Annotated in this window: 13 protein-coding genes; 7 read left to right on the top strand and 6 right to left on the bottom strand. The window is 69.6% G+C overall.

Going from position 1 to position 21,435, the window contains the following annotated elements; all coding sequences use genetic code 11:
• Positions 1-173: 173 nt before the first annotated feature.
• Positions 174-8,426, top strand: coding sequence for a ricin-type beta-trefoil lectin domain protein (locus tag OG241_RS32860; protein WP_405820454.1), 8,253 nt, complete (start codon positions 174-176; stop codon positions 8,424-8,426).
• A gap of 4 nt (positions 8,427-8,430) precedes the next feature.
• On the top strand, positions 8,431-8,655 hold the full coding sequence (locus OG241_RS32865) for a hypothetical protein (RefSeq protein ID WP_405820456.1): 225 nt from the start codon (positions 8,431-8,433) through the stop codon (positions 8,653-8,655).
• Between the two features lie 250 nt (positions 8,656-8,905).
• Here the strand turns inward: OG241_RS32865 and OG241_RS32870 are convergent, their stop codons facing one another.
• The 4 genes from OG241_RS32870 to OG241_RS32885 form a co-directional block, all read right to left on the bottom strand.
• Positions 8,906-9,316, bottom strand: coding sequence for a type II toxin-antitoxin system VapC family toxin (locus OG241_RS32870; RefSeq protein WP_405820458.1), 411 nt, complete (start codon positions 9,314-9,316; stop codon positions 8,906-8,908).
• Positions 9,313-9,537, bottom strand: a complete 225-nt coding sequence (locus OG241_RS32875; protein WP_405820459.1) for a hypothetical protein — start codon at positions 9,535-9,537, stop codon at positions 9,313-9,315. The genes OG241_RS32870 and OG241_RS32875 overlap by 4 nt, the downstream gene beginning before the upstream one ends.
• Positions 9,534-10,547, bottom strand: coding sequence for a hypothetical protein (locus OG241_RS32880; protein WP_405820461.1), 1,014 nt, complete (start codon positions 10,545-10,547; stop codon positions 9,534-9,536). The genes OG241_RS32875 and OG241_RS32880 overlap by 4 nt, the downstream gene beginning before the upstream one ends.
• A gap of 490 nt (positions 10,548-11,037) precedes the next feature.
• Positions 11,038-11,391: a hypothetical protein gene (locus OG241_RS32885; protein ID WP_405820463.1), complete on the bottom strand. Its 354-nt coding sequence runs from the start codon at positions 11,389-11,391 to the stop codon at positions 11,038-11,040.
• 561 nt (positions 11,392-11,952) lie between these two features.
• On the opposite strand from OG241_RS32885, the gene OG241_RS32890 reads away from it, so the two are divergent.
• Positions 11,953-12,378: a TIGR03668 family PPOX class F420-dependent oxidoreductase gene (locus OG241_RS32890; protein ID WP_405820465.1), complete on the top strand. Its 426-nt coding sequence runs from the start codon at positions 11,953-11,955 to the stop codon at positions 12,376-12,378.
• 168 nt (positions 12,379-12,546) lie between these two features.
• Complete coding sequence (locus tag OG241_RS32895; protein ID WP_405820467.1) at positions 12,547-13,968, top strand: ATP-binding protein; 1,422 nt, start codon at positions 12,547-12,549, stop codon at positions 13,966-13,968.
• 50 nt (positions 13,969-14,018) lie between these two features.
• Here the strand turns inward: OG241_RS32895 and OG241_RS32900 are convergent, their stop codons facing one another.
• Positions 14,019-15,071: a saccharopine dehydrogenase family protein gene (locus tag OG241_RS32900; protein ID WP_405820468.1), complete on the bottom strand. Its 1,053-nt coding sequence runs from the start codon at positions 15,069-15,071 to the stop codon at positions 14,019-14,021.
• 101 nt (positions 15,072-15,172) lie between these two features.
• Here OG241_RS32900 and OG241_RS32905 point away from each other — a divergent pair, with 101 nt between their 5' ends.
• Both OG241_RS32905 and OG241_RS32910 read left to right on the top strand, forming a co-directional pair.
• Complete coding sequence (locus OG241_RS32905; protein WP_405826532.1) at positions 15,173-16,150, top strand: helix-turn-helix domain-containing protein; 978 nt, start codon at positions 15,173-15,175, stop codon at positions 16,148-16,150.
• A gap of 114 nt (positions 16,151-16,264) precedes the next feature.
• Entirely contained in the window at positions 16,265-17,932 is a 1,668-nt protein-coding gene (locus tag OG241_RS32910; protein ID WP_405820470.1) for a cellulase family glycosylhydrolase, read from the top strand.
• 9 nt (positions 17,933-17,941) lie between these two features.
• Here OG241_RS32910 and OG241_RS32915 read toward each other — a convergent pair whose 3' ends face one another.
• Positions 17,942-20,842: an AfsR/SARP family transcriptional regulator gene (locus OG241_RS32915; protein WP_405820472.1), complete on the bottom strand. Its 2,901-nt coding sequence runs from the start codon at positions 20,840-20,842 to the stop codon at positions 17,942-17,944.
• Positions 20,843-21,051: 209 nt separating this feature from the next.
• Between OG241_RS32915 and OG241_RS32920 the strand changes: the two genes are divergently transcribed.
• A complete protein-coding gene (locus tag OG241_RS32920; RefSeq protein ID WP_405820473.1) occupies positions 21,052-21,345 on the top strand; it encodes a hypothetical protein in 294 nt (97 codons plus the stop codon).
• Positions 21,346-21,435 lie beyond the last annotated feature (90 nt).

Genomic DNA, 21,435 nt, shown 5'->3' on the forward strand with positions numbered 1-21,435 from the left:
TTTGTCTGATTTTGGTGCGTGACATAGCTAACACAAACTTATGCAACCTTGACGCAGATCTTCGGGACGCGCGAATTTCATCCCGTCATTGATCACCGTGTGCCATCACTCGGAACGTTTTCCGGATGGCTGCGGCACGGTGATACGGGGAAACGGGGAGAGGTCGGTCGGCCATGCGTGGGGGCTTGTCGTGGTGCGGCAGAGGTCGGCTGACGGACAGATCGCCGCGTGATCGGCTCCTGCGCCGAAGAGCGCGCCTCGGAGTCGTCGCCGCGCTGTTCCTCGCCCTCAACGTCACCTCGTTGCAGGGCGCTGTGGCGTTCGGCCCCGACAACGACGCCCGTACGACCGTCGAGTTGGACGAGCTGCAGCAGACGGACGCCGTCCCGCTCGACGAGGCCAAGACCGGCAACCTGGAGCAACTCGAAGCGCCCGCGCTGGAGAAGCTGACGGACTACACCCCGGCCGCGGTGGTCGAGGTCCCGGCGGCTGTCGACCTGACCGCACCGGTCGCCGACGTCACCGCGGGTGGCGCCCCCAAGCAGGTCGCCGCCTCCGCCGACGGCAGCGTGACCGTCGGCGTCACCGCGCCCGAGGGCGCCTCGCAGGCACAGGCCGACTCCCTGGAGGGCGCCTGGAACGTCACGGTCAAGCCCGAGACCGAGGCCGTCGCCGCCGGTACGCAGGGCCTGCTGCTCCAGGTCGACGCCCCCGACACCGCCACCGGCAACGCGGTCGTCCAGATCGACGCGACACGCTTCGCCGAGACGTACAGCGCGCAGTGGCTGGACCGGCTGTCCTTCGCCCTGATGCCCGCCTGCTACGCGACCACTCCCGAGCTGGAGGAGTGCTCGACGGGCGTCCCGGTGACCACGGAGGTCCAACGCACCACCGACGAGGTGACCGTCTCGGTCGACGAGGGCGGCGACTCCTCCGGCTCGGAGACGGACCCCGGCGAGGACGGCGCGACCGACGAGACCAACGACTCCACCGACAAGACCAAGGACATCCAGGAGACCCTGCTCAACCTGACCGTCGACACCGCCGCCCTGGCATCGGTGTCCACGGCAACAGGCACCTCCACCTCCGCGTCCACGGGCACGAGCGCCTCCACCGCCGCGAGCACCGACAAGGGTTCGGTCGACTCGGCGGTGTGGCGCGGCGACAGCCGGGCCGGTGTACAGCAGGCGGCCGACTCCTCCGCCGGCGGACTGCTGGTGGGCACCTCCTACGGCGCGGGCTCCGGCGGCGACTTCGCGGCGACCCCGCTCGCCTCGTCCGGCACCTGGTCGCAGGGCGGCTCCTCCGGCGCCTTCACCTACGCGTACACGATGGCGGGCCCCGAGGTTCCCTCCGGCCCGTCCCCGAACGTGACGCTGAGCTACAACTCGCAGTCCTCGGACGGCCGTACGTCGGCCACCAACAACCAGGTCTCCTGGATCGGCGAGGGCTGGGACTACAACCCCGGCGCGATCACCCGCACCTTCGTCGGCTGCGCGGCGGACACCTCCGGCGCGAACAACGACAAGCACTTCACCGGCGACCAGTGCTGGGGCTCGAACAACGCGGTGCTGACGCTCAACGGCACCACCACCGAGCTGGTCCTCGACGACACCACCGGCAAATGGACGACCTCCCGCGGCGACAACACCCGCGTGGAACTGCTGACTTCGGCCGACTACAAGGACATCACCGGCATCGACAGCTCCAACAACGGTGACAACAACGGGGAGTTCTGGCGGGCCACCACCAGCGACGGCACCCAGTACTACTTCGGCATGAACCGCCTGCCGGGCTGGACCTCCGGCAAGGAGGAGACCAAGTCGGTCCTGAAGGTGCCGGTGGCGGGCAACCACCCCGGCGACGCGGCGAAGAACATACCCGCGGACCCCTGCTACGCCCCCAAGTTCGAGGACTCCTTCTGTGACCAGGGCTGGCGCTTCCAGCTCGACTACGTCGTCGACCGCAACGGCAACGCGATGTCGCTGTGGTGGAACAGGGAGACCAACGCCTACGCCAGGAACAACAAGGAAGCCAAGGCGGTCGAGTACGACCGGGCCGGCTACCTCTCCCGCATCGACTACGGCCAGCGCTCGAACACCCTCTTCTCGGCCGAGCCGCTGGGCCGGATGAAGTTCACGGCGCAGCAACGCTGCTTCGAGAAGGACGGCGACTGGAAGTGGAACTGCTCCGACGCCAACTTCGACTCCAAGCAGTCGTACCTCACCCGTCCGTGGTTCGACACCCCCGCCGACCTCGCCTGCAAGACGGGCGCGAAGTGCTCGACGTACGCCCCCACGTTCTGGTCGCGCAAGCGCCTTGCCACGGTCACGGCGTGCGCCCAGCGTGAGCAGGGCGTCAAGCTCACCGAGTACAACTCGACGGACGACACCGGTTCCCGCAACGCCTGCGGCATCGACGACTCGACGTACGGCACCACCGCCCTCTCGAAGGTGGACTCCTGGAGCCTCGACCAGTCGTTCCCCTGGGGGCTGACCGGTGAGTACACCGCGCTGTGGCTGGAGTCCATCACCCGCACCGGTTACGCGGTGGACGGTTCGACCGAGCGCCTGAACCCGGTCGTCTTCGGCCGCAACAAGCTCGTCCTGCCCAACCGCGTGAAGAAGGCGTCGGGCGACACGGACCCCCTCTTCGGTCGACTGCGCATCCAGGACGTGGTCTCCGAGTACGGCGGCCGCACCCACGTCACCTACCTGGCACCCGACGGCGCCTGCGCGACCGGCGCGAACTTCCCCGACGTCGACAAGAACACGCTGCGCTGCTATCCGGCCTACTGGCACGCGGACGGCGAGCTGACCGACAAGCGGATCTCCTGGTTCCACAAGTACGTGGTCGGGTCGATCACCGAGTATCCGCAGCTGGCGGACGCGACGGACGTCACGACGACGTACGAGTACGAGACGGACACCGCCGACAAGACGGTCGGCGCCCTGTGGGCGAAGAACCAGGCGGAGTTCTCCCGTCCGAAGACCCGCACCTGGGACGACTGGCGCGGCTACCCGGTCATCACGACCATCTCCGGCGTCCCGTCGGCCCCGGACGGCAGCGTCGCCTCCAAGTCGGTCACCCGCTACTTCCGGGGCATGAGCGACGACGTCCTGAAGGACGAGACGCCGACGAACCCGAAGGACGACGTCAAGCGCTCCTTCAAGTTCAAGGACGTCACCGGCGCGGACATCGCGGACGACCGCAAGGCGTACGCGGGCATGGTCGCGGAGTCGCTGACCTACCCCGACTCCAGCGCCGCCACGTCGTCGGGCTGGCTGGCCCGCACGGTCAACTACCCTGACACGCCAGTGCGGTTGGCCACCCGTGACCGGACGGACGGTCCCGATGTGGTCTCCGAGCGGGTGACGCTCGACACCGTCAAGACGATCACCAAGTCCTCGGGCACCCGGCCGGGAGACACGGCGACGCTGCGCACGGTGAAGACGCAGACCGACTACGACTCGTACGGTCTGCCGACCGTGGTCCGCGAGTACGGCGACGAGGCGAAGACCACCGACGACTCGTGCACCCGCACGTCGTACGTGAACAACGACTCCACCGGCACGAACGGCGTCTACCTGATCGGCCTGGTCAGCCAGACGATCACGACGACCGGCACCAGCACCTGCTCGACCTCCCTGTCGGCATCCACGGCGTCGACGCTGGTCTCCGGCTCACGGGTGTTCTACGACGGCTCCACCGACCTGAACGCGGCGCCCACCAAGGGGCAGTCGACGCTCACCCAGGCGCCCACGGGCGCGGGCACGGGCTGGGAGTCCACCAACCCCGAGTCGCGGACGACGTACGACGACTTCGGCCGCGTCACCAAGGTGGTGGACGCGAGCGGGCTGACCAACCTCACGACCTACACGCCGGACTCCGGCCAGGTCTACGAGATCAAGACGATCCAGGGCACCAAGCTCGACAGCGCCGGCGCGGAGACGGGCCTCGTCTCGACCACCAAGGTGGAGCCCGGCCGAGGCGCGACCCTGACCTCGACCGACGCCAACAACCGGGTGACGTCGTTCACGTACGACCCGCTGGGCCGCACCACGGCCGCCTGGGGCCCGACCCAGTCCGGCGCCGACGACCCCGACGCGAAGTACACGTACAACACCGTCGAGGGCAAGCCGGTGTCCGTGGTCACCGAGTCGCTGCAGGACAACCCGACCAGCGCCGCCGGCGACGGCGTGTACACCGCGTCCACCGCGATCTACGACGGCCTGGGCCGTGAACGCCAGTCCCAGACCCCGGCGGTGGGCGGCGGCAAGCTGATCACCGACACCTTCCACAACGCGGCCGGCCAGGTCAGCTTCACCCGCAACGCCTACTACATGGCGGGCAACCCCGACACCGACCTGATCGTCCCCGCCTCCGAGTCGCTCGTCCCCAACGCGACCACCTACACGTACGACGGCCTGGGCCGCGTCCTGACCGTCACCCCCGTCCACCACTCCTTCGCGCAGACGGGCTCCCCGGCCGCCGACGGCAACACGACGGTGCAGACGACGGACCGCCGCACCCGCTACGAGTACGGCCTCGACTACACGATCGTCCGCCAGCCGAAGGGCACCCCCGGCTCCCGGGTGTGGACGGACGCCCTGGGCCGCACGGTCCAGCAGGACACGTACAGCGACACGGCACTGACCGAGGCCGGCGCGATCAGCACGACGTACGACTACGACCTGCGCGGCGACATGACCACGTCCACGGACGAGGTCGGCCACACCCGCACCTGGAAGTACGACGCCCTCGGCCGGGTCACCGACACCACCGACCCGGACACCGGCGCCACGCACACCGACTACGACGCCTACGGCCGCGTGGGCACGGCGACCGACGGCCTGGGCGGGAAGACCGGCTACAGCTACGAGCGCTACCACCGGGTCTCGGAGGTCAAGTACACGGCGCCGGGCGGCACTTCGGGCACCACCGTCCAGTCGTACGGCTACGACTCGGCGCCCGGCGGCAAGGGCCAGCTGGCCTTCGCGACCCGCTACAACGACGGTGGCAAGGCGTACAGGACGTCGATCGCCGGCTACACGGCGGACTACCAGCCGACGTCGATGACGCTGACCCTGCCCGACGGCACCACCTCGGGCACGACCGCGGACGGCTTCAAGACCAACTACACGTACGACTACACCTACAACGACGACGGGCAGCTGGAGAAGTACACGACTCCGGAGGTCGGCGGACTGACCGCCGAGACCGTGATCAACCGGTACAACGAGGCCGGACTCCCCACCACCGTCTCCGGCCGGGACTGGTACGTCGCCGACACGTCCTACTCGCCCTACGGCCAGGTGATGCGCTCCACGGTCGGCGAGGTCGGCCACCGCGTCTGGCAGGACAACAGCTTCGACGAGTCCACCGGTGAGTTGTCGACCAGCAAGCTGGTCCGGGAGAACGCGACCGACACCAGCATCACCGGCAACACGGTGAGCAGGCGTTCGTACGCCTACGACCCCTCGGGCAACATCCTCTCGGTCGCCGACAAGACCGGCACGGCCGCTGTCGACCAGCAGTGCTTCACGTACGACACGCTGGGCCAGCTCAAGACGGCCTGGACCACGCCGAGCGGCGGCGCCTGCACGGCCGCCGGCAAGACGACGGCCGAGCCGGTGTACTCCGACGGCAAGGTCAACGTCTCGTCCAACAACGACGGTTACTGGCAGTCGTACGACTACGACGTGCTGGGCAACCGGAAGTCGAAGACGGTCTACAAGGCGGACCCGACCTTCACCGCGGCCGGCGCCCGGGTGACCACGAGCGACGTGTCCACCGTCTACAACTACGGCAAGAGCGAGGACACGGCGGTCAAGAACGACCAGCCGCACACCCTCACCTCGTACGACGCGACGAGCCACACCGCGGCCGGGGCCGAGGTGAAGACCCGCTCCACGCAGACGTACGACGCGGCGGGCAACCTCATCAACCGCTCCACCGGCGGCGACACCTCCCAGGGCCTCACCTGGACCTGGGACGGCCAGATCGAGACGGTGACGGGCTTCGGCCCGGACGGCTCCGGTCCCTGGCTGGGCGCGTCCGACATGTGCATGGACCTCGCCGGCGGCAACCCCGCGGCCGGCACCGTCATCCAGATCTACGCCTGCAACGCGTCCAAGGCACAGAACTTCCGCCTCAAGGCCCTCGACGCCGACAACAACGGCACCGTCGAGAACGCGGCTGTCGGACAGTTCGTGGTCGCGGGTGCCTGCGCCCAGCCGACTAGCGCGGCGGCGGGCGCGGCCGTCCAGGTCCAGCCGTGCAACAAGGACACGGCGACGCAGCTCTGGGAGGTCCAGGACACCGGCCTCCTCAAGCTCAAGGGCACCACGCTGTGCATGAACGCCCCGTCGACCGCGAACAGCACCGACCTGGTCCTGGCGACCTGCTCGGCATCGGCGACGGGCCAGGTGTTCAAGCCGGCCTCGAAGACGACGTACGTCTACGACGGCATGGGCAACCGCGTCCTGGAGCGCTCGACCGCCGGTGCGGTCCTGCACCTGCCCGACACGACCGTCTCCCTGACGGTGTCGGGCAAGGTCCGCTCGGCGGAGCGCACCTACGGCCACGGCGGCGCCCCGACGGTGACGCGCTTCCGCGAGGCGTCCTCGACGACGGGCACCAGCGAACACCTCTTCGCCCAGGCGGTCGACAACAACGGCACCCCGCTGGCCGAGGTCCGGCTGGACGGCGGCCAGGCAGTACGGGTGACGAAGAAGGACCCGTGGGGCGACGACCGCAAGGCCTACAACACGTCACGATCGAGGACGGCGTACGCGACGGGTGACGCCGACAGCTCGGCGGGCCTGGTCCACCTGGGCGCCCGCGAGTACGACCCGGCGACGGGCCGCTTCGTCTCGGCGGACCCGGTCCTGGACCAGAGCGACCCGCTCCAGGCGAACGGCTACTCCTACGCCAACAACAACCCGGTCACCCACTCGGACCCGAGCGGCCTCACCTCGTCGGCGTCGAGCTTCGACGCGTCGATCGCGGCGCTGGACGCGAAGATCGCCGACTTCCAGCACACCCTGTCGACGTCGATCGGCGACGTGATCCTGTCGGTCGGCTGGGCGGTGTTCAAGGAGTTCATCGGCTGGAACGACGTGGTCGGCTGCTTCTCCCAGGGCGACCTGTGGGCCTGCGGCAGCCTGCTGATGGACGCGATTCCGTGGACGAGCATCTTCTCCAAGGGCAAGAAGATGTTCAAGGCGTTCAAGGCGACGATGGGCGCGGTGAAGGCCTGGAAGGCAGCCAAGGCCGCAGCGGAGATCGGCCTGAAGGCGGCGAAGGCCGCCAAGGCCATGCTGATCAAGGCGAAGAAGGCGGCGGAGGCCGCGGCAGCGGAAGCCAAACGCAAGGCAAGAGACGCGGCGAAGGCCGCAGCCGAGGCCGCGAAGAAGAAGGCCCACACGGGTTCGAAGGGCGCCCGAGGCAACGCCCCGCAGGTCAAGGCCCGCAAGTCGGCTCAGGAGAAGGGGTCTTCGGGCGGAGGCCGGGCGGAGAACAAGTCCGGCGGGAAGCGGGGGGATTCGGGGCGGGATGACGCCGACTCGGGTGGTGGATCCGACGGCGGGTCCGGCGGTAGCTGCAAGGCGGGGAACGCCGACCCGAGCAACAGCTTCACGCCGGAGACCCGGGTCCTGATGGCCGACGGTTCGACCAAGGCGATCAAGGACGTCAGGGTCGGCGACCAGGTCATGGCCACCGACCCCGAAACGGGTCAGACGCAGGCCGAGACGGTCACTGCCGAGATCAAGGGCAAGGGCCTCAAGCACCTGGTCAACGTCACCATCGACACCGATGGCGAGAAGGGCTCGAAGACCGCCGAGGTCACTGCGACCGAGGGCCACCCCTTCTGGGTCCCCGAACTCCGGGAATGGATCACGGCGTCCGACCTGACGGCCGGCCAGTCGCTCCAGACCGGTGCAGGGACCTTCGTCCAGATCACCTCGATCGAACGCTGGACTGGCCAGAACGCCACCGTCCACAACCTCACCATCAGTAGCCTTCACACGTACTATGTGCTGGCGGGTGCCACCCCGGTCCTTGTCCACAACTGTGGCACCGTTCGTAACGAAATCGTCGAGGAAACACAAGCGGTCGCTGACTCCAACGTTGACATCGTCGCGCATAAGCGGAAGTCCAGCCTCGTGAGTCAGTTCTCGATCACCATGGAGGACGCCATGGCCACGGGTATGGACTTCCTGGGTGAAGGAGCGACCGACGTAAGCCGCGGGAGAGGCGTATGGAAAAGCGCTGACGGACGTCGAGGATTCCGCATCGACCCGCAATCACTCGCTGGCGGGCACTGGCCTGACATCCCGCACGTGCACTTTGAATTGTTCGACGAGACCGGGAAAAAATTCCTGGCGAACAATCATGTCCCTCTCGTCGATGCGTCAGGATAGTCGGATGCCGAAAATTGAGCTGGAGAAACAAGGACGCATTCTCGCGGGGTTTTACGAGGGTTACTTCGTGAAACTGCACGATGATTCCGATATCACCGGCGGGTACTATATTTTCCTCGTCGATGACCTGACCGCTCCGACAGACGGAGGTGACTACTGGGTGGAGAACCGCGAGGAGCTCGAGGCCTTCGTGGAGACGTCCCAGTGGGAGATCGACTGGCTGGAGTGAGGCTGTCAGAGGCGGCTCAGGGCGCGGTAACGACGTTTCGTCGTTCCGTTTCCCTGAGCCGCCGGCCCGAACCGGACTTGCGGTGGGTAGGCCGCCGGCTCGAAGGTCCGCGAACACCTGAACGTCCTCCGGTCCACCTTGGGCGTGGCGTGCGCAGGTTGGTTGCTGGGCTTCGGCGGTGGCGAGGGGCTGGAAGCGCCTGGGGGTGGAAGCCTGATGAGTACACGAACCGGCCAGTGCGGCGCTCGGGCTACGGCAGCAGCGTGAATGCTGGGAGGTGACTCGGGCGCACCACGCTGAAGTGGCGGCGGTCCAGGGTGGCGATGTTGACCGCGCGGTACTTCTCGGCGACCGCGACGACGAAGGCGTCGGCGGTGCCCAGGGGCAGGCTCGCGTACTGCTCGACCAGGTTGGCGGCCCGGTTGACCTCGGCGGAGGTCACGGGCACCAGTTCGTAGACGTCGTCCGCGACGTCGCGCAGGAAATCGGCCTCCGCCTTGGCTCCGGCACGACTGGCGAGCATGTAACCGATCTCGGTCAGCAGCGGGGCGGGCAGCAGGAGCGGGCCGGGGAAGTTCTGGAGCAGGTCGACGCACTGCAGGTGGTAGTCGTCCTTGCGGTTGGCGGCCGCCACCACTGGGCCGGTGTCGATGACGATCACGCGCTGCGGGGCCCCTCGTTGGTCCAGGCGTCGCGGACGATCTCCTTGGAGCGGACCGCGAGGTCGGGTTCGCCGTCGAAGACGCCGGTCGTGCGGAACCGCCGGCGGGGGCGCTCGCCGCGCTCCACTTCCGCCCACTGCCGCAGCAGCTCTATGGCGTCGGGCAGCCGATCCTCCGGCAGCGCGTCGAGCAGCCGGTGTGCTTCTTCGCGTACGGTCATGCGCTCAGTGTAGGGTCCGCAGCCGGTGTCGGCCCAGGAGTTGCCGGGCCGCGCTGAGGTGTGCGCATCCCGGCGCGCACCTCGACGGCCAGGGCGTGCACAGCCGGATCGGGGCGATGTACCGGCTGCCGAGACACTCCCGGTCCGCTCCGGCACCCTCGGCACAGCCCACCCGGCAACGCCTCCGGCCGCCCCGGCACCCCGCAGTCGGTGCACGCCACCAGCAGGGCGCGCCGGGGGCCAGGAGCCACAGTCGCCGCAGGAGCCGGCGGTACGACGGTCCGCTCGGGCGGCATCTTGTCGAGCAGTCGCCTCCGGACGAGCCCCCGGGGCGAGTGCACGGGGTCCGGCAGCCCGGCGACGAGGGCGCCGGTGAGCAGCTCGGGCGTCGCACCCCGGGTCAGCCAGTCGGCGGCCAGTTGTTCCAGGGCCGCGCAGTCGGCGGCGGACAGAGCGAGACGGGGCTCCCGGAGGCCGAGCCGGGCGAGGGTGTCGTACGCGGTGGAGGGGCCCGAATCTCCTCCAGGGCGTGGGGAGTTGGCGGTCCGGGGCGGTAGGGCGCGGGAGGGCTCCGGGTCTTCCTCGGCCTCCCGGGGCTCCTCGGCGCCGGTCTCCTGGACCTCGGCGGCTCCCGGTGTCGACGCGACCGCCCCGGGAGTCACGTCACCGTTGAGGAAGGTGGCCCACCATTCGTCGTCACGTGCGGTCCGGGACCAGTAGGTGTGGACGACCCACCGCGTGGCGTTCACTCCCGCGCCGGGCGGGACGCTCAGACGTACCCGGCGCAGATGCCCGGCCACGCCGAGTTCGTTGAGCGTGGTGCGCACGGCCGCCTGGCCGTAGAGGGGCTGCGACTTGGCGATGGTCTTGGCGTCCATGGCCGCGTTCTCGCAGAGCCGGTCGAGGAGGCTCGCGAGGTAGGCGGCGCGGGCGGGGAGGTGGTCGAAGTCGCTCCTCCGGGGCGGGGACTGGTCCGGGGCGGAGCGCTTGCCGTAGCCGGGACTGGCCATGGGGTGAGGATGAGGATCGGGATGGGGAGGGGCTGCGGGGGCGGCCAGGGCAGCGTTAAAGTCGTCGTACGCCACGAGATCTCCTTCGAGGATCTTGTCGGTCAGACCCCGGCGGGTGTTGGTAGCACCCGACCGGGGTTGTTTGTTGTCGCGAACGCTAGACGGTCACCACGGCGCGTCGCGAGCCGGTCACCAAAAGTGACATTCGCTGGTATGGATGGCAGTTGAGGCGCGGGCGCGGCCTGCGCCACGACCGGGGGAGGGTGGGAGGGTGGGTTCAACTTCCCGCCCATTCCATACAAAAGGGGCTCGGATCTCGGTGCCTGGAACTCGGGGCTCAGGCTTCGCCGGGTTGCGGCTGCGAGGGTGCGACGAAGGCGGCGCGGACAGCGACCCGGACACCAGGACTCGGGCCCTGAACTCCGAGCCTCGGGCCTTCCCCTGGACACCCGCCCTCGCGGTCGACGAGAGCGGGTTGGCGGGGCTCTGGCTACGCCGTCTGTTCGATCGCCTCGAAGATGTCAGCGTCGGTCTCCTGCTGCCACTCGGGAAGATCGGGCCAGTCGGCCACGTACCCCGGCTTCGGGTTCTCGAAGTGCTTGTACATCTGGGCTGTCCAGCAGGTCGCGACGAAGCGGCCCTTCTGCTCGCGGCTCAGACGTGCCGCGTGGCCGGCGCTCAGCTCCAGAAACTGACGTACCTGTTCGCACACGGTGGCTGCGGCTTCGCGCTCCCACGCCGGGGTGTCCTCCCACGGCGTCACGTAACCCGACTTGGGCTCGCCGGGAAAGTGCTTGAGTACGCTCGCGATCCACGCCTCGCGGAAGATCCTGCCGTCTGACATGCCGTTCCTCGTCGTCATGCGGTACCCGCGAGAGCCGCGATCCGGTGGTCCAATTCTGAGACTCGGGCATGCGAGGCCAGAGAGGCAAGATGCGGCCGGAAGCCACTGAGTTTTGCGCCGATGTACCCCGAGTGGGTCTGGTGGGCGACGGCCAGGGCGGCGTCGGCGTAGTGGAGCGCCTGGTCGACGTCGCCCCGGTGGATGCCCAGGGCCGCCAGATCAACAAGGACAGCGCCACGTCGCCGCGGGCTCAGATCCTGGGCCAGGCCACCGTCGGACTCCTCTCACGCCTCGGCGAGGCGGACCGCGTATCGGATGCTCTCCAACTCCCGGCGCCCGCGCGCCGACAGTTCCCCGTTATCCAACATCACAGGTATCCAGCCTCACGGGCAGGTGGCCGCGCAGGAGTCGGCCTGCGTCTGTCGACCGCAGCAGTTCGGGGCGGTGGGCGTGCGTCCGTTGACGGACGTGGACGACATCCCGGGCGTGGCTTGCAGCGACCGTTTCGTGGCGGATGACGGCAGGAGCATGGAGGAGGTCTGCATGACTACGGTGGGACGCATGAAACTCTCGCCACTCGCTGCGCGGGATCGTTTTGTTCCGTCCCCCGTAGCCCGGCTGGCGACGGCCGACGCCCAAGGGGTACCCCACGTGGTGCCCGTGACCTTTGTCGTCCTGAAGGACACCCTGTACTTCGCCGTCGACCACAAGCCCAAGAGCACGTGGAACCTACGCAGGTTGCGCAACATCCGGGCGAACCCGCCGGTGACGGCGCTGGTCGATCACTATGACGAGAACTGGGCGCGGTTGTGGTGGGCGCGTGCCGACGGTCGCGGGGAAGTCCTGGAGGACGGCGAGGAGCGGCTCCATGCGGTGGAGTCGCTGTGCGGCAAGTACGACCAGTACGGCCAGTACGGGGACTCCCCTCCGCAGGGTCCCGTGATCGCCGTTCGCGTCGAGCGGTGGAGCGGCTGGGCTTCCGCATAGCCCTGCGGCGGGCCATCCGCTGCTGCCCGCGCAAGGCGGCGGCAGAGTGCATGTGGGTTGTGGGCTTCTGAACAGGACCGCGAGCAAGGCCGCCAGCAAGACCGCGAGCAAGATGGTAGCGGTGGCGATAGTATCGCCGTCGATACTATTCTCTACGGAAGTGTTCCCATGCGTCGCTTCATCGGTCGTGACCGCGAGCTGAACGTGCTCGGCACCGCCCTGCAGGCCGTCGGCGACGCCGCCACCTCGGTGAAACTGGGCCAGTGCATCCTCATGCGCGGAAGGCGCCGCGTCGGCAAGTCCAGCCTCGTCGAGGAGTTTCTGCGGCGTACCGAGACGCCGTACCTCTTCTTCACGGCGGCCGGTGGCACCGCCGAGGACGAGCTGACGGAGCTGCTCGACGCCGTCGCCCGGTCCACCCTGCCGGGGCGGGAACTGTTCGCGGAGGAGACCCCGACCCAGTGGAACGCGGCCTTCAGGCTGCTCGCGGAGATCCTGCCCGAAGACCGCCCGAGTGTGGTCGTCATCGACGAGGTCCCGTATCTCATGGACCGCATCGACGCCTTCGAGGGCATGCTGCAGAGGGCGTGGGACCGGCTGCTCAGCCGTAAACCGGTGCTTCTCCTGCTGGTCGGCTCCGACCTGTCGATGATGGAGGCGCTGAACAGCTACGACCGGCCCTTCCACCAGCGAGGGCGCGAGATGGTCGTGGGGCCGCTGAACCCGGCCGACATCGGCGAGATGCTCGACCTGGAACCGGCGGCCACCTTCGACGCCACTCTGGTCACCGGCGGTCTTCCGCTGATCTGCGCGGAGTGGCGGCCCGGGGCGGACGTGTGGGAGTTCCTCCGCGAATCGCTCGACAACCCGATCTCGGCACTGCTGGTCTCCGCTGAGCGCTCACTGGGCGCGGAGTTTCCGCCGCAGGCGATGGGCAGGGAGGTCCTGCGGGCCATCGGCAGCGGCGAGCGGACCTTCACCAACATCGCGCGTGCCGCCGGTGGCATCTCCCACTCCACTCTCACCCGCGCCGCTGACGTCCTGATCGACAAGCGGGTGGTAGCGGCCGAACTGCCGCTGTCACTAAGGCCGTCGAAGGAACGCCGTTACCGAGTGGCCGACCCCTACCTGCGGTTCTGGCTCGCGTTCCTGGATCCGCACATGGCGGAGATCGAGCGGATGCGGGGAGATCTCACGCTGAGCCGGATCAAGGAACAGTGGACGAGCTGGCGTGGCCGCGCGATCGAACCCCTGGTCCGGGAGTCCCTCGCCCGGCTCCTCCCGGACGGGGAACTGCCCGCCGCTCCGGCGGTCGGCGGCTACTGGACCCGTGCCAACGACATCGAGATCGACCTCGTGGGCGCTGACCGGCAGCCGGTGGCCAAGCAGTTGCTCTTCCTGGGGTCCGTGAAGTGGCTGGAGAACTCCGCGTTCGACAGCCACGACCTGGCCGCGCTGCAGAAGCACCGGGCGGCGATCACCGACGAGCCCGTGCCGCTGGTGGCGGTCTCGCGCAACGGGGTCAGCTGCTCCGGGCACCAGGCGGCGTACGGACCGGAGGAACTGCTCGGCGCCTGGCGCAGGGTCTGAGGCGATCCCGGCCGGGTGGGGGTGCGGGTGCGTGTCCGGCCCGCCGCCCCTCACCGGAACAGCTCCAGCGAGATGTGCCCGGAGCCGGACAGCGCGCCGAGGAAGTCGCCCGCGTCGAAAGCCGCCCCGGCCGACAGCACCCCCACCGCCCGTGTCCGCCCCGTCAGTACTCGCCGCACCGCCTCCACCGCCAGCGGTGCGCTGACCGCGTAGATGTCCCGCCCGCTCGCCACCGCCCGCCGCTCCACGCCACCGGCTCGTACGACGACGTCCACGACGAACGTCTGCGCGGACCGCCCGTCCTCGTCGACCGCGACCGGCGCCGGGGTGTCCGGCGCCGCCAGGTCCCTGGCCGCGTCCGCCGCCATGTACGTGCGCACCTCGGGTACGTCCAGATGGCTCGGGACGGTGACCACGTCGGCCATGGAGAACTCGCCGATCACCTCCCGGGTCCCCATCGGCTCCGGGAATGGCCACTTCAGGGTCGGCAGCGCGTCGTCGTGGTACTCCAGCCGCCCTCCGCTGTAGCGGACCCGGCGGCCGTCCCGGCGTTCCCGGGACACCGCCCCCGCGACACGCGTGCCGGCGGTCGGGTGCCAACTGCTCAGGCCGTACGCGATGTTGGCCTCGTCGGCCGACGTCCAGTCGCCCATCGCCGCCGTGACCAGCAGGTCGCTGAGGCCGCCGAAGAAGGCCATCGCCGGGACCACCAGAGTGTTCGCCGCACGCGCCCGCTCCCCGAAGTGCGTGAACGTGTCGAGGTTCGCCTCGATCTCCGCCGCCACGTCCACATACGGGATCCCGGCCCGCAGCGCCGCCTCGATCACCGGTGCCGCCGTCGCGGCGAACGGCCCCGCGGAGTTGATCACCGCCGACGCTCCGGCCAGCGCACGGTCCAGCGAGCCCGGGTCGTCGACCGAGGCCGGCCGGACCTCGAGCCCCGGCTGGGACGACGAGGCCAACTCCCGCAACCGCTCCGGGTCCCGCCCGGAGAGGACCGGGGTGAACCCCTTCTCCAGCAGCTCCGCCACCACGAAACGTCCGGTGTGCCCGTACGCGCCGTACACCACAACCGCCTGCCCGGATACCGCTGCCGATCCCATGACTTCTCCCCGTCGTGTTCGCATGACCACTATCCTGGCGACGTTGATCGCCCCGCACGAGTGTCCGGAACGACACGCCCCGTACAATTCCGGACATGAGCATGAACCCGGGTACCAGGACTGTCGCCCTCGCCCTCACCGACGGCATGCTCCACTTCGAACTGGCCGTCGCGTACGAGGTGTTCGGCTCCGACCTCTCCGGTCTCCCCGGTCTGGCCTTCCCCTGGTACGACCTCACCGTCTGCGGCCCCGCCCCCGTCCGTGTCGGCAGATTCCGCATGGAGCCCGACGCCGGCCTCGATCAACTCCCCTACGCCGACACGGTGATCGTCCCCGGCTGGGCCGACGTCGACGTCGCCCCGCCCGTCGAACTCGTCGACGCCGTACGCGCGGCCCACGAGGCGGGAGCGCGCGTCGCCTCGCTCTGCACCGGCGCCTTCGTGCTCGCCGCCGCCGGACTGCTGGATGGGCGGCGCGCGACCACGCACTGGGCGCACACCGATGTCCTGGCCGCCCGTCATCCCCTCGTCGAGGTCGACCCGGACGTGCTGTACGTCGACAACGGCAGCAGCGTGCTCACCTCCGCCGGCAAGGCGGCCTCGATGGACCTGTGCCTGCACCTCGTACGGCTCGACCACGGCTCGGCGATCGCCAACACCGTCGCCCGCCGCCTCGTCGTACCGCCGCATCGGGCGGGCGGTCAGGCGCAGTTCGTCACCGCGCCGGTGCCCGACCAGGACGACCATCCGCTCGCCGAGCTGTTCCCCTGGGCCATCGAACGGCTCGACCGCCCGCTGACCGTGGAGGACCTGGCCCGCCGGGCCAACATGAGCTCGCGCCACCTGGGCCGCCACTTCCGGACCGTCACCGGCACCACCCCGCTGCAGTGGCTGCTGACCCAGCGGATCCGGCGCGCCCAGGAGCTGCTGGAGGCCACCGGCGACAGTGTCGACGCCATCGCCGAGGCCGTCGGCATGGGCACGGCCACCACCCTGCGCCGCCACTTCAACCGCACGATCGGCGTGCCCCCGGACGCGTATCGCCGTACGTTCCGCAGCACACGTTCCGGCACCGGCTGACGGGCGGCCGGTGTGCGCGATGGCTTGACGTGTCCCTGTCGCCATGGGTGTATGGGAGCGCTCCCACATTCCTCTGATGCTGAAGTTTCTTGACGCTCACTCCCTGGAGTCGCAGTGAGAACAACGAGAAGCACCACGCGAAAGAGCCCCTTAACCGTCCTGCTGACCGCCCTGGCCACCCTCCTCGGCCTGCTGGCGCTCGCCCCGACCCCCGCCCAGGCGCAGGCCGAGCCGCCCCGCGCCCTGGCCACCGGCCTCCACATCTCGAACGGCCGTCTCCTCGAAGGCAACGGCAACGACTTCGTGATGCGGGGGGTCAACCACGCCCACACCTGGTACCTGACCCAGACCCAATCCCTCAGGGACGTCAAGGCGTTGGGCGCCAACACCGTCCGCGTCGTCCTCGCCGACGGGCACCGCTGGACCAGGAACACCGCCGACGACGTGGCCGCCGTCGTCGCGCAGTGCAAGGCGAACCGCCTGATCTGCGTACTGGAGGTGCACGACACCACCGGCTACGGCGAGGACGCCGCCGCCGGGACACTCGACCAGGCGGCCGACTACTGGATCGGCCTGAAAAGCGTGCTCGCCGGTCAGGAGGACTACGTCGTCATCAACATCGGCAACGAGCCCTGGGGCAACACCGATCCGGCCGGCTGGACCGCCCCGACGATCGCCGCCGTACAGAAACTGCGTGCCGCCGGCTTCCAGCACACGATCATGGTGGACGCGCCCAACTGGGGTCAGGACTGGCAGGGCGTCATGCGCGCCAACGCGCAGTCCGTGTACAACGCCGACACCACCGGCAACCTGATCTTCTCCATCCACATGTACAGCGTCTTCGACACGGCGGCGGAGATCACCGATTACCTGAACGCCTTCGTCACGGCCAGACTCCCCATCCTCATAGGCGAGTTCGGCGGTCCGGCTGACCAGTGGGGCGATCCGGACGAGGACACGATGATGGCGACCGCCCAGCAGCTGAAGCTGGGCTACCTGGCCTGGTCGTGGAGCGGCAACACGGACCCGATCCTCGACCTGTCGATCGGCTTCGACCCCAAGCAGCTCAGCGCCTGGGGCCAGCGCATCTTCAACGGCGCCAACGGCATCGCCCAGACCGCGAAGGAGGCCACGGTCTACGGCGGCGGCACGGGCACCGACACCCAGGCCCCGACCGCCCCCGGCACCCCCGCCGCGTCCGGAACCACCGCCACGTCCACCACCCTGACCTGGGCAGCGGCCACTGACAACGTTGGCGTGTCCGGCTACGACGTCGTCCGCGTGAGCGGCGGTACGGAGACCACGGCCGCCGCCTCCACCACCAACACCGTCACGGTCACCGGCCTCACCGCGGCCACGGCCTACACCTTCGCCGTGTACGCACGGGACGCGGCCGGCAACCGTTCGACCCGCTCGGCCACGGTGAACGTCACCACGTCCCCGGGCGGCGGCACTCCCGGAGTCAGCTGCTCCGTCGCCTACCGGGTCGTCGGCGACTGGCAGGGCGGTTTCCAGGGCGACATCACCCTGCGCAACACGGGCGCCACCGCCCTGACCAACTGGACGCTGGGCTTCGCCTTCGCGGGCGGCCAGACCATCAGCAACATGTGGGGCGGTACGCCCACGCAGACCGGCGCCAACGTGAGCGTCGTACCCGCCTCCTACACGGCCACGATCCCGGCCGCAGGCTCGGTCTCGGTCGGCTTCATCGGGGCGAAGGGGGCGACGAACCCGGCACCTACGTCGTTCACGCTCAACGGGACCACCTGCACGACCACTTGATCCCCCCGCTCAGCGCGCTGCTTGTGCGGCGCGCTGAGCGCGGGCGTCGTGCACGTCGATCACGGCCTGGAACTGCTCGCGCGCCTCGCGGACGCGGCCTGTCGCCACGTAGGTGTGGCCCAGGCGGGAACGGATGTCCATCTCCAGCCAGTCGTGGCTGGGGTCGGTGAGCGGGTTCAGCAACTGGTGCTGCAGGAGGGCCTGGTGATGGAGCGCGACGGCCGCGCCCGGGTTTCCCTCGCCCAGCTCCGCCGTGCCCAGCCGGGTCAGACTGCGCGCGCAGAGGAAGATGTCCCCGCGCTGCTGAACCAGGTCGACTGCCTGTCGGAGCAGGTTCCTTGCCTCGCGGTAGTGGCCGAGGCGGAGGTGGACGTCGGCGGCGCAGCTCAGGGATCTGCCGAGCATGCGCGGTCTGCCGTCCCGTTCGGCATGGGTATGGGCGGCGGTGAAGCAGGCCAGCGCTTCCTCGTTCCGTCGCGCGAAGTAATGGGCGAGGCCGAGGATGACGAGGGTCATCGAGGCGACCCAGTCGTTACGCACTCGCCTGGCCAGGTCTACGGCCGCCGTGGCATGGCGGATCGCCCGCTCGCTGTCGCCCACACTCAGGTCGAGAGCCGCCAGCCCGCCGAGAGTCCGGGCTTCTTCGTGCGGGTCGGGGCGGCGCCGCACGAGGTCCAGCGCCTCGGTCAGACAGGCGCGCGCCTGTGTGTACCTGCGCTGGTATACGCAGGTATAGCCCAGGCAGTTCCTCAGCGCGAGGGCCATCCGTGGGTCTGTGGCCGCGTCCGCGTGCGCGAGCGCGATCTCCAGCGCTGTCTGGGACTCGTGGTAACGGCCCTGCCGTACGAAGTAGTCGACCAGCGCCTCGGCGAGCCAGCAGGCGTAGTCGGCCTCGCCGTGGGCCGCCGCGTGTCCGACCACATCGACCAGCTCTCCACCGGCCGTGTCCAGCCAGGCCTCCGCCCCCTGCCAGTCCGCGAACGGCGCACCGGAGGGCTGCGGCCCGGTGGGGAATCCGCGGGTGCCCCAGTCGCTGGTGAGCCGGGCGGCATCCAGGTACAGGCGGAAAGCCGCCGTACGTACGGCGGCTGCTTCGGTGGGCGCGGCCTCCGCGAGCCGCCGTGCGTGCACGCGTACGAGGTCGTGCAACCGGTAGCGACCGGGCCGCGGCTCCTGCAGCAGACTGGCGTCGACCAGACTCTCCAGGATCCGCTCGGTGTCGTAGGCCGGCAGGTCCAGCATGACGGCCGACGTCAGCACATCGAACTCGACCGTCGGCGCCAGCCCGAGCGCGCGGAATCCGCGCTGCTGCTCCGGTTCCAGCTGGTCGTACGACATGTGGAAGGCCGTCTCCACGCTGCGATCCCCGACGCTCAGCTCGCCGAGCCGGTGCTCGTCGCCCGTCATGCGGCCCACCAGGTACTCCACCGTCCAGGAGTGGCGGTTCTGGAGTCGCGACCCGGCGATGCGCAGGGCCAGCGGCAGCCCGTCGCACAGCCCGGCCAGCCGATGCGCCGCCTCCAGCTCCCGGCCCGCGCGCTCCTCGCCGATGATGTGCGTGAGCAGGGACACCGCGTCGCCGCCGGCCAGCGGCTCCAGGGTGACCCGTCGCTCGGCGTCCAGTTCTGCCAGCCGCCGCCGGCCGGCCACCAGCACCCGGCTTCCCGCTCCGGCGGGCAGCAGCGGCCGTATCTGGTCGGCATCGAGGGCGTCGTCCAGGACGAGGAGGAGCCGTAACGGGCTGGTGGTCGCGCGCCATACGGCGATGAGTTCTTCGATGTCGCCGGGCAGCTCACCGCCCGCCGCGCCGAGCGAACGCAGCAGCCGCTGCAGCGCCTGCTCCGGCGACTGCCGCCGCTGCGTGCTGTGCGCGCGCAGATCCACGAACAGGCAGCCGTCCGGGTATCGGCCACTGAGTTCACGGGCCGCCCGTACGACGAGCGCCGTCTTGCCGACCCCGGCCGTACCGTCCACGGTCACGACCGACACGGCCCCGGGCGCGGACGGCGCGACCAGTTGCGCCAACTCGGCTTCCCTTCCGACCAGTTGGCCCGCATCTCCCGGCAGTTCATTGACGGTACGGCGGGGCTGTGGTTGGGGTCGGCGCTGCGGGGGAGGAGGGGCGGCCGGTCCCAGGAGGCGTACGTCGTCCCGGCGCAGCACCGCCTCGTGCACGCGCCGGAGTTCGGCACCAGGACCGACCCCGAGCTCGGCACGCAGGAACCTGCGGGTGTCCTCGAAGGCGGTCAGCGCCTCCGCCTGACGTCCGCCGCCGTACAGGGCGCGCACGCGCAACGCGGCCAGCGACTCGTCGTACGGATGGTACGGACGGGATGCGGCCAGGCCGGCGATGTCGTCCAGGGCATCGGTGAACCGGCCCAGCCGTACCAGGCATTCGAGCCGTTCGAGCCGGACCGTGCGCAGTCGCTCCGACAGGCGCTGCCGTTCGGCCTCGGCGAAGGGCCCGGGCAGCCCGGTCAACGGCTCGCCGTGAAACAGGTCGAGCGCCTTGGAAAACAGGTCCAGCGCAGCGTCCATGTCCTCGGTCTCCCTGGCCCGCTGAGCACGGTCGACCCACTCGGCCAGCTCCGCCACATCGAGCCGGACGCCGTCGGCGACGAAGCGGTACCCGCCCCCCTGTCCGCTGTGGATCGGAACGGGATGGCCGAGTGTCTTCCGAAGGGCGTAGACGTAGCTGGGCAGCACACTGCGACCGGTTTTCGGTGGATTTTCCCCCCACACGGCGTCGAGCAACTGCTCCTGGCTCACCAGGACGCCTGGACGCAGCGCCAGGGCGGTCAGCACGGCCTGGCGCCGTACGGGCCCCAGTGTCAGGGGCGTATCGCCACGCCACGCCCGCACCGGCCCGAGCACCGCGAGCCGAAGCCGCCGGGGAGATCCCGCGCCCACCCGAAGCCTCCGCCCCGTCGCGCATCATCGAAATTTCATCCGCATTGCAGCGCCTCCCGCGACGGTTTGCAAGTGCCCATCGCGACCCCAGGCGCAGCTGTGGGGAAGCGCCGCAGGGCGCGCTGTGCCGGGCGGCGGCCGTTGGCGGGGGGAACGGCCGCCGCCCCCGAGGAAGGAACACGGACTTGGCAGTCGTCGAAAGGTCTCTCATGAGGTTGCTGAACAAGCGGCGGCTCTTCCTCAGCCCGGAGCCGGAACGGACCGCCGCCACAAACGCCATGTACGTATGTGTGGACGACGGCTTCCCCGGCGGCGTTCCGATCGGCCACGTGACCCCGTCCGACGCGGGAACCTGGTCCGCGTACGCCCGGGTCCGCCCGGGCCGCATCTTCGCCGAGGACTTGGTGTCCGCCGAACTGCCGAGTCTTGAGGACGCAGTACGCGCCGTCCTCGAACACGCCCGCTACGAGGACGTCATGGCGGACCTCGAATCCGTCCTTTGAACCTTCTTCGGCCGTTGCCCCATGCTGCCGAAGGCGAATGCCAGAGGGCGGCGACCCGTTGCCGGAACGCCGCCCTCTGGCTTACTGGAT

This window comes from Streptomyces sp. NBC_01390 (genome assembly GCF_045040105.1).
Classification (GTDB): domain Bacteria; phylum Actinomycetota; class Actinomycetes; order Streptomycetales; family Streptomycetaceae; genus Streptomyces.

Coding starts and splice junctions, on each gene's coding strand:
- OG241_RS32865 (WP_405820456.1), top strand. CDS start 8,431: ATGCCGAAAATTGAGCTGGAGAAACAAGGACGCATTCTCGCGGGGTTT.
- OG241_RS32885 (WP_405820463.1), bottom strand. CDS start 11,391: ATGTCAGACGGCAGGATCTTCCGCGAGGCGTGGATCGCGAGCGTACTC.
- OG241_RS32920 (WP_405820473.1), top strand. CDS start 21,052: ATGAGGTTGCTGAACAAGCGGCGGCTCTTCCTCAGCCCGGAGCCGGAA.
- OG241_RS32900 (WP_405820468.1), bottom strand. CDS start 15,071: ATGGGATCGGCAGCGGTATCCGGGCAGGCGGTTGTGGTGTACGGCGCG.
- OG241_RS32875 (WP_405820459.1), bottom strand. CDS start 9,537: ATGACCGTACGCGAAGAAGCACACCGGCTGCTCGACGCGCTGCCGGAG.
- OG241_RS32895 (WP_405820467.1), top strand. CDS start 12,547: ATGCGTCGCTTCATCGGTCGTGACCGCGAGCTGAACGTGCTCGGCACC.
- OG241_RS32890 (WP_405820465.1), top strand. CDS start 11,953: ATGAAACTCTCGCCACTCGCTGCGCGGGATCGTTTTGTTCCGTCCCCC.
- OG241_RS32860 (WP_405820454.1), top strand. CDS start 174: ATGCGTGGGGGCTTGTCGTGGTGCGGCAGAGGTCGGCTGACGGACAGA.
- OG241_RS32880 (WP_405820461.1), bottom strand. CDS start 10,547: ATGGCCAGTCCCGGCTACGGCAAGCGCTCCGCCCCGGACCAGTCCCCG.
- OG241_RS32905 (WP_405826532.1), top strand. CDS start 15,173: ATGAACCCGGGTACCAGGACTGTCGCCCTCGCCCTCACCGACGGCATG.